This is a genomic window from Anaerobutyricum soehngenii (assembly GCF_009697165.1).
In the GTDB taxonomy this organism is placed as follows: Bacteria; Bacillota; Clostridia; order Lachnospirales; family Lachnospiraceae; genus Anaerobutyricum; species Anaerobutyricum soehngenii.
Genome location: NZ_VULP01000015.1, coordinates 44,246 through 57,878 on the forward strand (window position 1 = coordinate 44,246; position 13,633 = coordinate 57,878).

17 protein-coding genes are annotated in these 13,633 nt (G+C 42.1%); 2 read left to right on the forward strand and 15 right to left on the reverse strand.

Annotated features, from left to right (window positions below; all coding sequences use genetic code 11):
- Positions 1 to 281 precede the first annotated feature (281 nt).
- The 14 genes from FYJ25_RS08350 to FYJ25_RS08415 form a co-directional block, all read right to left on the reverse strand.
- Positions 282 to 1,190: a hypothetical protein gene (locus FYJ25_RS08350; RefSeq protein WP_154581040.1), complete on the reverse strand. Its 909-nt coding sequence runs from the start codon at positions 1,188 to 1,190 to the stop codon at positions 282 to 284.
- A 131-nt stretch (positions 1,191 to 1,321) separates the two neighbouring features.
- Positions 1,322 to 1,825 carry a GNAT family N-acetyltransferase gene (locus FYJ25_RS08355; RefSeq protein WP_330578316.1) on the reverse strand — a complete coding sequence of 168 codons (504 nt, stop codon included), beginning with the start codon at positions 1,823 to 1,825 and terminating at the stop codon, positions 1,322 to 1,324.
- Between the two features lie 361 nt (positions 1,826 to 2,186).
- On the reverse strand, positions 2,187 to 2,591 hold the full coding sequence (atpC, locus tag FYJ25_RS08360; protein WP_021908330.1) for an ATP synthase F1 subunit epsilon: 405 nt from the start codon (positions 2,589 to 2,591) through the stop codon (positions 2,187 to 2,189).
- Positions 2,592 to 2,599: 8 nt separating this feature from the next.
- Positions 2,600 to 3,994, reverse strand: a complete 1,395-nt coding sequence (atpD, locus tag FYJ25_RS08365) for a F0F1 ATP synthase subunit beta (RefSeq protein WP_147607939.1) — start codon at positions 3,992 to 3,994, stop codon at positions 2,600 to 2,602.
- Positions 3,995 to 4,088: 94 nt separating this feature from the next.
- On the reverse strand, positions 4,089 to 4,946 hold the full coding sequence (gene atpG, locus FYJ25_RS08370) for an ATP synthase F1 subunit gamma (RefSeq protein WP_021908332.1): 858 nt from the start codon (positions 4,944 to 4,946) through the stop codon (positions 4,089 to 4,091).
- Between the two features lie 15 nt (positions 4,947 to 4,961).
- Positions 4,962 to 6,467: a F0F1 ATP synthase subunit alpha gene (atpA, locus tag FYJ25_RS08375; RefSeq protein WP_096241393.1), complete on the reverse strand. Its 1,506-nt coding sequence runs from the start codon at positions 6,465 to 6,467 to the stop codon at positions 4,962 to 4,964.
- A complete protein-coding gene (gene atpH, locus FYJ25_RS08380) occupies positions 6,460 to 7,032 on the reverse strand; it encodes an ATP synthase F1 subunit delta (protein WP_021908334.1) in 573 nt (190 codons plus the stop codon). Before atpH ends, atpA begins: the two co-directional genes overlap by 8 nt.
- Positions 7,017 to 7,559, reverse strand: a complete 543-nt coding sequence (atpF, locus tag FYJ25_RS08385; protein WP_021908335.1) for a F0F1 ATP synthase subunit B — start codon at positions 7,557 to 7,559, stop codon at positions 7,017 to 7,019. The genes atpH and atpF overlap by 16 nt, the downstream gene beginning before the upstream one ends.
- 35 nt (positions 7,560 to 7,594) lie before the next feature.
- Positions 7,595 to 7,861: an ATP synthase F0 subunit C gene (gene atpE / locus FYJ25_RS08390; protein WP_021908336.1), complete on the reverse strand. Its 267-nt coding sequence runs from the start codon at positions 7,859 to 7,861 to the stop codon at positions 7,595 to 7,597.
- Between the two features lie 60 nt (positions 7,862 to 7,921).
- Complete coding sequence (atpB, locus tag FYJ25_RS08395) at positions 7,922 to 8,614, reverse strand: F0F1 ATP synthase subunit A (RefSeq protein ID WP_021908337.1); 693 nt, start codon at positions 8,612 to 8,614, stop codon at positions 7,922 to 7,924.
- A gap of 4 nt (positions 8,615 to 8,618) precedes the next feature.
- Positions 8,619 to 9,035: an ATP synthase subunit I gene (locus FYJ25_RS08400; RefSeq protein WP_167513796.1), complete on the reverse strand. Its 417-nt coding sequence runs from the start codon at positions 9,033 to 9,035 to the stop codon at positions 8,619 to 8,621.
- A gap of 70 nt (positions 9,036 to 9,105) precedes the next feature.
- Positions 9,106 to 9,324: an AtpZ/AtpI family protein gene (locus FYJ25_RS08405; protein WP_021908339.1), complete on the reverse strand. Its 219-nt coding sequence runs from the start codon at positions 9,322 to 9,324 to the stop codon at positions 9,106 to 9,108.
- The gene (locus FYJ25_RS08410; RefSeq protein WP_154581042.1) at positions 9,321 to 9,803 is read right to left on the reverse strand and encodes an arsenate reductase/protein-tyrosine-phosphatase family protein; all 483 of its coding nucleotides are present in this window, start codon (positions 9,801 to 9,803) and stop codon (positions 9,321 to 9,323) included. Before FYJ25_RS08410 ends, FYJ25_RS08405 begins: the two co-directional genes overlap by 4 nt.
- Positions 9,804 to 9,814: 11 nt before the next feature.
- Complete coding sequence (locus FYJ25_RS08415) at positions 9,815 to 10,876, reverse strand: L-threonylcarbamoyladenylate synthase (protein ID WP_330578317.1); 1,062 nt, start codon at positions 10,874 to 10,876, stop codon at positions 9,815 to 9,817.
- Between the two features lie 249 nt (positions 10,877 to 11,125).
- On the opposite strand from FYJ25_RS08415, the gene FYJ25_RS08420 reads away from it, so the two are divergent.
- Together FYJ25_RS08420 and FYJ25_RS08425 are read left to right on the forward strand one after the other, a co-directional pair.
- Positions 11,126 to 11,851: an N-acetylmuramoyl-L-alanine amidase gene (locus FYJ25_RS08420; RefSeq protein WP_154581043.1), complete on the forward strand. Its 726-nt coding sequence runs from the start codon at positions 11,126 to 11,128 to the stop codon at positions 11,849 to 11,851.
- A gap of 548 nt (positions 11,852 to 12,399) precedes the next feature.
- Complete coding sequence (locus FYJ25_RS08425; protein WP_154581044.1) at positions 12,400 to 13,284, forward strand: adaptor protein MecA; 885 nt, start codon at positions 12,400 to 12,402, stop codon at positions 13,282 to 13,284.
- A 112-nt stretch (positions 13,285 to 13,396) separates the two neighbouring features.
- Here FYJ25_RS08425 and FYJ25_RS08430 read toward each other — a convergent pair whose 3' ends face one another.
- Complete coding sequence (locus FYJ25_RS08430) at positions 13,397 to 13,609, reverse strand: DUF1858 domain-containing protein (RefSeq protein WP_021908344.1); 213 nt, start codon at positions 13,607 to 13,609, stop codon at positions 13,397 to 13,399.
- Positions 13,610 to 13,633: the final 24 nt, after the last annotated feature.

Here is a 13,633-nt window from a genome sequence, read left to right on the forward strand (position 1 = left end):
CCCTTCATCTGTGCTACTGTGTTTATATTACTGTATCCTCATGTCTTTATTGATAACGATACATAGAGAAATAATACTTGATTTCATTTCTTTTTGCAAACATATTTACTATTTCATTTAGAAGGAAACAGACGAAAATAAAAAAATAATATCATATCCCAGATGCGGCTTCGGAGCGTATTTAAGATGCGGATGAGCATCTTAAATACAGCGACTACAGAGCAGGTGGGATATGATATTATTTCTTTTTTCGTCTGTTTTCCTCTCAATGAATCAAATAGTTATCCTTGCATCTTCTCCATAAGACGTGCTGTGTCTTCTGTAAGCTTCTTCAGGGAATTAACCATTGCTGTCTTCTGAGCTGCCAGCTCATCACACTGTTTCTTCTCTTCTTCTACTTTACGCAGGCTGTCTTCATGAATCTTCTTCGCCTCTTCAATCGCATTATCTTTATTCTCCTGGGCATCTTTTAAGAGTCTTTCTGCAGTTTTACGTGCTTCTCCGATAATATCTGCTGCGTCCTGTCTTGCCTGCTCTCTCTCTCTTTCTGCCTGGGCTCTTGCTTCATCAAGAATGGCATTCTGTCTGCCTTCTAAATCAGAAAGCTGCTTGCAAAGTAAGTCTGCATTCTTCATGTATCTTTCGTATGCCTGATCCGTTGTTTCCGGTGCTTTTGCCTCTTCGGCAGCGGTCTGAGCTTCTTGTGCTCTTGCAAGCGCTGCTGCTGTCTTTGCCTTCTCTTCCTTGATTTGTGCTTCTAATGCTTCTATCTTCTTCTGGGCTGCAGCTAACTGTGCCTTTGCCGCTTCAATCTCATCCTGCGCTTCATCTGCACTTGTTACTGCCTCTGGTGTATCTGCTGTTTTATAAGCTGTTTCTGGTGCAGATTCTTCTGCAGCTTCTGCTTCTGTTTCCTGCTCTTCTTTGTCTTCTTCTGCATCAACGATGTCTTCCTTTGTATCCTTCTCTAACTCTTCCATCGTCTTACCAGTTGCCGCTGCTGCTATTCCGAGAGCTGTCTTGCTCTCTTTCTTTAATTCTTCGATTTCTTTTTCTTTTGCTAAGATGATCGCCTCTGCCTCATCACAGATCTTATCCAGCTGAATATCGACTTCATCTTTATCGTAACCAAACATTGATGTCTTAAATGTCAGTTCTTCTACATAGGTTAATAATTCCTGCATATTCATGGCGGTTCCCCTCTTTCTCTGGTTCGTATCGTGCAGTATGTATATACGATTAAATCCAGTCTTCTCTAAAATCTTTTCTTACTATTTATTATAAACATTCTATACTATTTGTCCAGTGAAAATGGCACCTTTTAGAATGTCAGACGCATCTGATACCATGTCACTCCACCATGAACGGATTCCGAAATTCCTTCTTTCTGAAAACCAAACTTCTCATAATAGTGAATAAGGGGCTCTTTACAGGTTAAGACAATACCTGTTCTATCCTGTGCCCTTGCATCATTGATCACATAACGAATGAGCTTTTCTGCATAACCATTTCTCCGGTAAGCAGGAAGCGTACTTACCCCAAAAATCATCTGCCATGCTCCCCCTTCCTCGTGAAGCTCTGCTTTTTCATACATTTCATCTGTCAGATCCTTTTTATCTGTTACCATCCCATCCACAAATGCGATTAATTTCTCTCCCTCGTAACCCTTTTCACACAATAGCCAGAAATACGTGCCATATGCCTTAATCCTTCTTGCAAATTCCTCTTTTGTCGCTGCCTCAGCAGGAGGAAAACAGTCTGCCTCTACTGATGTAATCGCATCTAAATCATCTATCGTCGCCATTCGAATCTGCATATGTTCCATTGTAAAAGTCTCTCCTTATTAATTATCGTTATTTATTTACCATACCACAACACGTTTGGTATATAATACACATTTGGTACTCATTTTATATGTTTATAGCATATTATAAATTACTTTTACAAAATTTCAATGTTCATTTTTTGCGAAAACAGATATTTCATTGCTATAATAATGTGATGATGTCAGAATTAAAAGGGTAAAAACTCCGTTCGGGCTCACACGATAAGGTGTTTGACTTTGAAATCTCAAAATACTTTTCTCCTCTAACATCATGCGATGTAGGAGGAGAAAACGCAAAAAACCCGGGAAACATATAATACATTATATTATATATTTCCCAGGTTTTCGTCTGTCTTATCTATTACTTTCCTGCGATTTCTAATCGAATCAGTGCTCGTTTGAGTGCCAGTTCTGCACGTCCGATATCAACGCCTCCCTGCTCGGAGGAAATTCTTCTTTGTGCACGTATTTTGGCTTCTTCGGCACGTTTGATATCAATATCCTGTGGCCACTCTACCGCTTCCGCGAGAATGGTCATCTTTTCCGGAGTAATCTCCACAAAACCGGAAAGAAGTGCTGCCTGCTTCTCTTCATTCCTTTCGGTGATGATAAGTCTGCCAGGTGCAATAATCTGAGTCATCGGGATGTGGTCTGCATATACGCCTACCTGTCCTTCTACGGTATTATATTCTACCATGTAGATGTCATTGGAATAAAAAATCCTGTCCGGCGCAATAATCTCGAGTCGGAATGTTTTGTCTGCCATAGAATCACCTACTTATTATATCTGGCTAATACGTCATCGATATTTCCGGCATTCAAGAACATTCCTTCCGGAATCTCATCGTATTTACCCTCAAGAATCTCTTTGAATCCCTGGATTGTTTCTCCAAGCGGAACGTAACGTCCTGTTGTTCCTGTGAACTGTTCTGCAACGAAGAATGGTTGAGAAAGGAATCTCTGTACCTTTCTTGCTCTTGCTACAAGAATCTTTTCTTCTTCAGAAAGTTCATCCATACCAAGAATGGCAATGATATCCTGTAATTCTTTATAACGCTGTAATATTTCCTGTACACCACGTGCTACCTGATAATGCTCATCTCCTACAATTCGAGGATCAAGGATTCTGGAAGTAGATTCCAGTGGGTCTACTGCCGGATAAATACCCTGTTCTACAATGGCACGTGAAAGTACGGTTGTTGCGTCAAGATGGGCAAAAGTTGTCGCCGGAGCCGGGTCAGTTAAGTCATCGGCCGGCACATATACTGCCTGTACGGATGTGATCGACCCGTTCTTTGTCGAAGTGATACGCTCCTGCAGCGCTCCCATCTCTGTCTGTAAGGTTGGCTGATAACCTACCGCACTTGGTACACGTCCAAGTAAGGCGGATACCTCGGAACCTGCCTGCGTGAATCGGAAAATATTATCGATGAATAAAAGAACATCTTTTCCACCTTCATCACGGAAGTTCTCTGCAATTGTCAGTCCGGTAAGACCAACTCGCATACGCGCTCCCGGCGGCTCGTTCATCTGACCAAATACCATCGCTGTTTTATCAATAACACCGGACTCACTCATTTCTGTGTAGAGGTCGTTACCTTCACGTGTACGCTCGCCTACACCAGTGAATACGGAATATCCACCATGCTCTGTTGCTACATTACGGATCAATTCCTGAATAAGTACGGTCTTACCTACACCGGCACCTCCGAAAAGACCGATCTTTCCACCCTTTTGGTAAGGGCAGAGAAGGTCTACTACTTTGATACCTGTCTCTAAGATTTCTGTTTCTGTTGCCTGTTCCGCAAAAGTCGGTGCCTTACGGTGAATTGGATTTCTCTTCACTCCTTCCGGCATTGGCTTTTTGTCAATCGGCTCTCCAAGAACGTTAAAAATACGTCCTAAAGTAACCTCACCCACAGGTACACTAATCGGTCCTCCTGTGGCAATGGCCTCCATTCCTCTTATAAGTCCGTCTGTCGGACCCATTGCGATACATCTGATAATATCGTCACCGAGATGCTGTGCTGTCTCTGCAACCAGCGTGGAGCCATCTTTTCTACGGATTTCAACGGCATCGTTAATTTCTGGAAGAACACCCTTGTCAAATCGGATATCGAGTACCGCACCGATGACCTGCGTGATTTTACCTGTATTCTGTGCTGCCATTTATTTACTCCTTTAATATTCGTGTAAACAGGATTAAAGGTATGAATGTCTGGGCACAAATGACCTCTTCATCCCTTTTCCTAATTACATATTGTTAATTCAGAGCTTCCGCACCTGAAATAATCTCGGTCAGTTCCTGTGTGATCGCACCCTGTCTTGCACGATTATATGCAAGGGACAGCGTGGAGATCATATCCTCCGCATTACTGGTAGCAGCATCCATTGCCTGCATTCTGGCTCCGTTTTCACTTGCTACCGCCTCAATAAATGCTCCATATACAATACTGTTTATATACTTTGGAATCAGTAAATCTAAAGATTCTTCTGCTTCCGGCTCATAATTCATCGGTGCCTCACTCTTTTTATCTGCACTCTCTTCTTCCTTCACTTCTACCGGAAGGAGCTTGATAAACTCCGGAGTGTGTACAACCGTATTCTTAAAGCTGGTATACGCCAGATAAATCTCACCTACTTCTCCTGCCTCATAGGCATCAAGCACTTTACGTCCAATCTCTACTGCATCAGAAAAGAGGGGTGCATTGATGATCTCCGAATCATCAGAAGCAATATAATATCCTTTTCGCTCAAATGATTCAATACCCTTCTTACCAATTCCGTAAACCTCAACGCTTTCCTTTGGAAGCCCGCTTTCTGCAACAAGCTTTACAATATTATTGTTATAGCCGCCGGCGAGTCCACGATTTGAGGTTACAACAATCACAGCCTTCTTCTTAGAACCATTCGATGTCAAGTATGGATGTTCTATATTGCCTGATCTGGAGAGAATCGACTGTACCGTATCGTACATTTTCTGAAAATACGGCTTTGCACTCTCTGCTCTGGTCTTAGCTTTCTGGAGCTTTACAGTGGATACCAGCTTCATTGCTTTGGTAATCTGCTGCGTACTTTGAATACTTTCTTTCCGCCTCTTAATATCTCGCATTGATGCCATATTCAATCACCATCCTTAAAATTGATTCTTAAATTCTGTAATGGCCTTCTGAATTAATGCATCTGTCTCGCTGTTGATTTCACCTGTTTCGCGGATTGCTTTATAGATTTCCGGATACTTTGTTTCCACAAATTCATAGAGTCCCTTTTCGAACTCTGCAATACGTTCTACTGGCACATCAAGAAGATACTTTCTTGTTACCGCATAAATGATAACAATCTGCTTCTCTACAGCAAGTGGCTGATACTGTGGCTGCTTTAATACTTCTTTAATACGCTCACCCTGTGCAAGACGCTCTCTTGTATCATCATCAAGTTCGGAACCAAACTGGGCGAATGCTGCAAGTTCACGATACTGTGCAAGTTCTGTACGAATTGGACCTGCAATCTTCTTCATCGCTTTAATCTGTGCGGCTCCACCTACTCGTGATACGGAAAGACCCGCATTGATCGCTGGTCGGAAACCTGCGTGGAACATTTCTGTCTCCAAATAGATCTGTCCGTCTGTAATAGAGATAACGTTTGTCGGAATATAAGCAGAAACGTCACCTGCCTGTGTCTCGATAATCGGAAGTGCAGTAAGGGAACCTCCGCCAAGTTCTTCAGAGAGTCTTGATGCTCTCTCTAATAATCTTGAATGAAGATAGAATACATCTCCAGGATATGCTTCACGTCCCGGCGGTCTTCTCAGGAGCAGGGACAGGGTACGATATGCCGTAGCGTGCTTACTTAAATCATCATAAATGATAAGTACATCTTCTCCACGTTCCATCCACTCTTCACCGATCGCACATCCTGCATATGGTGCGATATACTGCAGCGGTGCTAACTCACTGGCTGTAGCAGCAACAACAGTGGTGTATTCCATTGCATCATGTTCTTTTAATGTCTTTACGATACTTGCTACTGTAGAAGCCTTCTGACCGATGGCTACATAAATACAGTGCATATTCTGCCCCTTCTGGTTGATGATCGTATCAACCGCAATGGCAGTCTTACCTGTCTGACGGTCACCGATAATAAGCTCTCGCTGTCCACGTCCGATCGGCACCATAGAGTCAATCGCCTTGATTCCGGTCTGTACCGGAGTATCTACTGCCTGACGGTCGATTACACCGTAAGCAACTCTTTCTACAGGACGATACTTTTCTGTATCAATCGGTCCCTTTTCATCAATCGGCTGTCCTAATGCGTTAACAACACGTCCGGTAAGTGCATCACCAACAGGAACTTCTACTACTCTTCCGGTAGTTTTTACTACGTCTCCTTCGTTGACTGCGCGGGAATCTCCTAAAAGTACAACACCTACGTTGTCTTCCTCCAGGTTCATGACCATACCGTACACTTCACCCGGGAATTCCAGAAGTTCTCCCTGCATTGCATTCTCCAGACCATGAATACGTGCAATACCATCTGCCACCTGGATGACGGTACCGACATCTGTGGTTTCCAGCTTCGCCGTATAATTCTTAATCTGCTCCTTGATTACGGAACTGATTTCTTCCGGTCTTAAATTAACCAAGCCCAACTACACCTTCTTTCTCCACACTCAACTTTGATAATCCCTTGCTGAGCTTCTCAATCTGCGTTTTAAGACTGCTGTCTAACACTCTGTCTTCTATTCGGATAATCAGCCCGCCAAGTACAGACGGGTCTACCTGATAATCAACTTCAAAGGAAGTGTATTTTGTCGTCTCTAAAAGACGCTTTGTAAGTTTCTCCTTCTGACGGGCAGAAAGTTCTGTTGCGGAAACGACCTTTACCTTACCAATTCCCTTATATTCCTTCGCTTTATCTACGAAATATTCAAAAATCTTTGGAATGTCTTTCTGTCTGTCCTTTTCCACAATAATATTTAAAAATCCCAGTATCTCATCCGATGCCCGCCCGGAAAATATATTCTTCAGCAAGTCTAACTTCTCTATCTTGCTTACTTCCGGATGATTTAAAAGAGAGAGTAAGTCCGCATTCTCAAGAAGAATCTGCTGCAATGTCTGCACTTCGGATAAAAGGGCATCCATCTTGTTCTCCTCAGCTGCCAGCTCAAACAAAGCATTGCCGTAAATACTGCTTACTCGTTTAGCCATGTCTTATCCCCCATCTCTTTTAAGGTCTGCTCAAACAGAGCATTCTGTGTCTCCTCATCAACAGATGCCGCAATAATCTTCTCAGACATAAGCGCAGCAACCGTAATGATCTCCTGCTTCACTTCATCTTTGACACGTTTCTTTTCAAGCTCTGCTTCTTTCTTTGCATTATCCATGATACGGGCCGCCTCCGCTCGTGCATCTGCGATAATCTCATTCTCCCGCTGCATGGCCTTCTTTCTGGCATCACTTAAAATCTGTTCTGCCTCTTTATCGATTCGTTTTAACTTCGTATCATACTCATCTTTAAAACGAACTGCCTGTTCCCGACTCTCCTTCGCCTCTTTTTGTTCCTTCATTACCCGCTCTTTACGGTCATTCAAAATCTTTCTTACCGGATCAAGAAGCAGATAACTTGCAAGTAAGAACAAAATAAAGATAGCGAGCATCTGAAATGCTACCTGAAATAAAAGCTGTGGGTCCAGACCAAATATTCTGTTATCATACTTTAGGGCCTCTAATAACACTTTATGGCCTCCTTTCGAATTCTCGAGGACTCATCTTACAGCTTTCCGATCAATGGGTTAGCGTACAGAAGAATCAGCGCGATAACCAATCCGTAAAGACCTGTTGTCTCTGCTACGGCCTGTCCTAAAAGCATGGTAGACATGATATCACCTTTTGCTCCCGGATTACGTCCTACTGCTGAAGCACCATAACCAGCTGCAATACCCTGACCAACACCAGGTCCGATACCTGCGATAACCGCAAGACCTGCACCAATCGCGGAACAAGCTAAAACTAAACCTTCGTTTGTAATTCCTGTCATAATAAACTCCTCCTTAAATACACTTCACTCTTTTGTCAGCAAACCATTTCTTCTAAATTCTTACTCATAACGGTTCGCTACGAATACCATTGTCAACATTCCAAATACATACGTCTGGATTGCTCCGGAAAAGAAATCAAAATATGCATGTAGAAATGCCGGTATTCCAATCTTTGCAAACCACGGCATCAATGCGTACCACAGGCCCAGCATAATGGTTCCTGCTGTTACGTTACCGAACAAACGCAGTGACATGGAGACCGGCGTGGCAAACTCACTGATGATATTAATTGGGAGAAAGATTGGAAACGGATCTAATAAATCTTTTATGATTCCAAATCCCTTTGTCTTTATCCACGCATATTCAATCATCACAAATGTGATCAGCGCCAGACCGAATGTGGTTCCAAAATCTGCTGTTGGCGGCCGTAGTCCGAAAAGTCCTGAAATATTGGATAAAAAGATAAACGCCATCAGCGCCTCTACGTAATTCAGGTACTTCTTCGCATGAATACCCATGTTGTTCTCAACCATGGCATCCATCTTCTCTACGATCATCTCTACTACATTCTGTACAACATTCGGTTCGTCATAATTTTTCATGATCTCATGTCTGGCGAACAATATCAATGCCAGTAATATCAGACAGACGATCACTGTTGTAACCATAGTAGTATTAATAGAGAGGGTAGTCCCAAACAGCTTAAATTCATAATAACTATGGATAAAAAAATCCACATCGCTGCTTCCCATACCTTTACCTTCCTTTCTTATATAATTTTTTTGTTATATATACATTAGTATATGCATGGAAATGTGCAGATATCTTCAACCCAAGGATTCCAATGATGATTCCCGGAAAACTAAAATATCCTGAGCGCATTCCGATCCATGCAGCCAACAATATAACCGCTGATCTGAAAAGTGAGCCAAGTGCCATACTTCTTCCCGCCTTCTGTTCTGTCATCACAAGACAACGGTTCAGGCTTTTGTACATGCTCACACTAAGTCCGACCGCTACAGCTGTTCCAAGCAAAAGTCCCATACTGTAGCTGCCTTTATTCTCCACGACAAGAAGTCCTATTACTTCAAAAACAATACTGTATACAATACATCCGAAAATCAAATCAAATAAAGTCTCATTGTCTTTATTTATCCATCTTCTCCAGTTCACCTTTATCTGATTCTCCTTTCCTTCTCCCACTGATGCAAGTGAAAAATCTTTGCCAGCTGCACACAAATCTTTACTTTATAAAACGCATGATCATCATATAGCAGGAACGGAATCCCGCTAATATTCCCAACAGAAGAAACAGCGGAAAAATCCAGCTGATCTGCAGTCTCTCAGATAAAAACTTTCCAATGATCATACAAAGGAATATACAGGTCAGCATACTGATTCCCAACTGAGTGATCAACGCAAGCATCCTTAAAAAAGTATAGTCCTTCTTTCTTCGTATCATACAAGAAGTTCTCCGATAATTCTGTCTGCAACCGCTTCCATCAACGGCTCTAGTATGTCAAAACACTGCTGATATGTCTCTGGGTCTTCTTCTGTCACCTTCGGAATCTTCTCCTCTGCTTCTGTACTGTCTATATCTATGAATGTTCCTATTGACATATAGCTGGCTGTCTGTACATCAAAAGATTCTTTGATCTGTTCTGCCAGTCCTTTTGTAATAGTCAGCACCAGATCTGCTGATACAAGATCTTCTTCCGTAAGCTGAGCAGACCGGAAATTCTCTATGCTATAACCCTTTTCTCTTAAGATCTTTGCTGCTCCCGGAGCAACCGGCTCTGAGAAAAGTACAACCAGTCCTCTTGACACTACCTCTATATTCTGGCAGTTTCTCTTCTGCAATATACCTCGTAAAATACATTCTGCCATAAAGCTCCGGCCTATATTAGTCTCTCCCACTATAATAATCTTGCGATAATCCAAACTAATCCCTCCTATAGTGTAATCAGATGATAGCCGGCTGCCTTTAGCATACGGTTCATAATAGCATTCCCCAAACCTTGCTCAAAAAAACTCTCTGAATACATATAATCACATTCCAGATCATCAAATTCCCTGAGAATGCGGTACAGATTTGCCGCAACAGATTCCGGCTTCTGTCTGCTTCCAATACTTCTTAAAATATCCGCATGATAAGCATCCAACGTTTCGTCAGTTCCTATCACACCTACTTTATATCCCTCTTCCTTCTTCTCTCTGACAAGTTCATTAATCTTAGCGATCACTTTATCCTTATCACCTTCTACCAGAGTAAGCTGGCCTTTAGGCGCATAATGACGATACTTCATTCCCGGTGCCTTAGCTACAACGTCCTTCTTCATAGTACGTCCGGAAACTGCCGGATCAATCTTCACCTCCGGCAAAACTTCTTCTAACATATCCTTCGTAATATATCCCGGTCTTAAAATGGTCGGAATACCTGTACTCATATCAATGATCGTGGATTCAATCCCTATTCCGACAGCTCCTCCGTCAAGAATAAGAGGAATTCTGCCCTGCATATCCTCATATACATGGGATGCAAGTGTCGGACTCGGTCTTCCCGATGTATTCGCACTCGGAGCTGCGATCATTCTTCCACTCTCTCGGATAAAATCTCTTGCGATCGGATGAGACGGCATACGAATCGCGACCGTATGAAGTCCTCCGGTTGTCCCGTCCGGTACACAACTCTTTTTATTTAAAATAATTGTCAAAGGTCCCGGCCAGAACTTCTCCATGACTGCCTTCGCCTCATCCGGAACTTCTTCTGCAATCTCATACACCTGGCTGATATCGTGGATATGCACGATAAGAGGATTGTCCGAAGGTCTTCCCTTCGCCGCATAGATCTTAGCTGCCGCCTCTGCATTCAGGGCATCTGCTCCAAGACCATATACTGTTTCTGTTGGAAAAGCCACCAGACCACCTTCCCGGATAATCTCTCCGGCCTTTCTCAGTGCTGCCGTCTTCTGTTCTGACGACACACTCTCTATATTTAATAATTCTGTCTCCACAAATGTTCACCTCTGATATATTGATCAAACGCTGCCTAAACGACCGCGTTCCTGCACTTAGCACATTATAAAATCGACTATCTAAAAATATATTAACTGACTTTTGCATCATATCACGTTTTGGCTATAAAGTCAAAAAAGCCACCTTTACGTCTGTATTTTTCAGCACTTTTACACTCCCTACCGGTTATGTACTCTCTTTTTTTCTCATATATATAATGATATATATAATAATTAAGGATCTGCATTATGAAGATACATACGCATCCCATTATTCTATCTATATTGCTGTTTTGTTTTGCTGCCGGCGCATTCTTTGTCGGTCATATGGCTCTTTCTTATGCTACGTTCCAGGCAACAGAAAACTTCTATGTTCTTCTTGATGCCGGACATGGCGGAGCTGACCCGGGGAAAGTAAGTGCTTCCGGTATTAAAGAAAAAGATATTAATCTTGCTATTACTCTAAAATGTAAATCTGTCCTGGAACAGAATGGTATTAAGGTTATCCTGACCCGGAGTGAAGACCGAAGCCTCGAAGATGGCAGTTCCTCCAATAAAAAATCCAGTGATCTAAAAAAAAGAAAAGCGCTTATCAGAGAAAGTAAAATAAACTGTGCAGTAAGTATACATCAAAACAGCTTCCCTGATTCTTCTTCCTGCGGAGCCCAGGTATTCTATCACCCAAATTATCCCGAAAGCAAACGTCTCGCCGGTCTGATACAAGCACAGATGCACAGCCTTACAGGAATAGAAAACCACCGGAAAATTAAAGCAAATACTGACTATTATCTTCTTCGGGATAATGATACTCCGACTGTGATTGCTGAAGTCTGTTTCCTCTCGAATCCATCTGAAGCTGCTATGATTGCAGAAGAGACGATACAGGAAAAGGCAGCCTTTCAAATTGCTATGGGAATTATGCAGTTTCTGCACGTTCATCCGACGAATTCACCATCGATATTATCCGAAACCTAACTATTCAAGAATGCATCGTCTTCTCTAAAGCCTTCTCTTTTGTCAAAAGTACCATCTGAATAAAATATCTTCTGATATAAAGTATCTTTTGATATGACTATGGATATACGCAAGAATACCTCACATTCTTACTGCAAAATACGTTCCTATTCCGAAACTGATATCTCACTTACCTGTTACCAGCTGACTGATCATCCTGTATTCATCTGTTACTAGCTATATTACTAACTATGTTACTGCCTGTTTGCTCTGTATCCTCTCTTCACCGCCGGAAATACCAGCGCAAGCACAGTATACCATTTTTGTTTTTATTTTACAATATTTTCCTTGTGTATTTTCTTTCCTTTTTCTTAAAGTGCAATATTCCGCTATCTGCGGCACATTTTAACACTTTACAGTTTGGGGAATAATGTTTATACTATACACACACAGATATCTGTCAGCATATATCTGCACATATTTTAGAAAAAGCCGGCATCTGTGGCATATCACAGCATTGCCTATCCGTACCTGCTGACAGATTATTTTTTGAAAAAGGAAGTGATTTTATGAAATTAGAGAAATTAAGTGACACCCAGATACGCTGCACTTTAAGTAAAGAAGATTTAACCCAGAGACAGCTTCATCTTTCCGAGCTTGCCTATGGTTCCGAAAAAGCGAAAGAGTTATTCCGCGACATGATGCAGCAGGCATCCGCTGAGCTTGGATTTGAAGCAGAGAATATCCCACTTATGATCGAAGCAATCCCAATATCTAATGACTGCCTCGTTCTGGTAGTTACTAAAGTAGAAGACCCTGACGAACTTGATACTCGATTTTCAAGATTCTCTAAAATAAATATGGATGACTCATTTGACGAAGACTTTTCTGAGATAGACGATGATGATTTCGATACCATCGATTTTCTCGATGACGAAGAAGATGACGACGAGATAGATGATGAACCTCTTCCCTTCTCTTCTTCAGAAGATTTAGACAGTTCTGATTCCTATCAGACCAGCTCTTCTAAAGCAGACTCTTCCAAGGAACGCTCTGCCATCGATGAAGCACTGGATTTGATCGCACCTTTCACACAGGCGATTGCCCAGGCTAAAAAAGATGCCCTCAAGAAAAAGAACGAAAAGAAAACAGCCGCTCACGACTGTCAGTATTACTCTTTCCGTAACTTCTCCCAGGCATCCCAGCTTGGTTCTTTCCTGGCTCCATTCTATGAAGGAGAAAGTTCCCTGTATAAAGATTCTGTTTCTAATAATTACTATATGATCCTGCGGAAGGCAGAAAGTCAGGAAGATGCCTTCCACCGCGCCTGCAATATTGCCGCAGACTTTGGTGTGAGAATCTCCGCATCTTATGCGACACCAGCATATTTCAGAGAGCATTTTCAGACGATACTCGCAGAGAATGCCATTGAAATGCTCTGTGAGCTGGTTTAAGATTTCATCACATATGCTAAAAAATGACCTACCCCAGATGCTTCGAAGCTGTATCCGGAATAGGTCATTTTCGTCTGTACTAAATTTACAATTTAAATCTACAACTTAGAGATTATTTGTCTTTATTTGCAAGGTAATCATTGATGCGTTTTAATACCTGATCAGCATCCATTCCATGTACCATGCAAGCTTCTTCTAAGCTTTCCATAGCGGAAGATGGGCATCCTACACAGTGCATTCCTGCTGCCATTAAGATTGCTGCGATTCCCATATCCATCTGAAGCATTTCACCAATTAATGTCTGTTTTGTAATCTGCTGTGCCATAAATATATACCTCCAATTCGTATA

Bases quoted from the DNA above. Each gene is read 5' to 3' on its own strand.
- FYJ25_RS08350 (WP_154581040.1), bottom strand. From the start codon at position 1,190: ATGAATATGCAGGAATTATTAACCTATGTAGAAGAACTGACATTTAAG.
- FYJ25_RS08355 (WP_330578316.1), bottom strand. From the start codon at position 1,825: ATGGAACATATGCAGATTCGAATGGCGACGATAGATGATTTAGATGCG.
- atpC (WP_021908330.1), bottom strand. From the start codon at position 2,591: ATGGCAGACAAAACATTCCGACTCGAGATTATTGCGCCGGACAGGATT.
- atpD (WP_147607939.1), bottom strand. From the start codon at position 3,994: ATGGCAGCACAGAATACAGGTAAAATCACGCAGGTCATCGGTGCGGTA.
- atpG (WP_021908332.1), bottom strand. From the start codon at position 4,946: ATGGCATCAATGCGAGATATTAAGAGGCGGAAAGAAAGTATTCAAAGT.
- atpH (WP_021908334.1), bottom strand. From the start codon at position 7,032: ATGGCTAAACGAGTAAGCAGTATTTACGGCAATGCTTTGTTTGAGCTG.
- atpE (WP_021908336.1), bottom strand. From the start codon at position 7,861: ATGACAGGAATTACAAACGAAGGTTTAGTTTTAGCTTGTTCCGCGATT.
- atpB (WP_021908337.1), bottom strand. From the start codon at position 8,614: ATGGGAAGCAGCGATGTGGATTTTTTTATCCATAGTTATTATGAATTT.
- FYJ25_RS08405 (WP_021908339.1), bottom strand. From the start codon at position 9,324: ATGATACGAAGAAAGAAGGACTATACTTTTTTAAGGATGCTTGCGTTG.
- FYJ25_RS08420 (WP_154581043.1), top strand. From the start codon at position 11,126: ATGAAGATACATACGCATCCCATTATTCTATCTATATTGCTGTTTTGT.
- FYJ25_RS08425 (WP_154581044.1), top strand. From the start codon at position 12,400: ATGAAATTAGAGAAATTAAGTGACACCCAGATACGCTGCACTTTAAGT.
- FYJ25_RS08430 (WP_021908344.1), bottom strand. From the start codon at position 13,609: ATGGCACAGCAGATTACAAAACAGACATTAATTGGTGAAATGCTTCAG.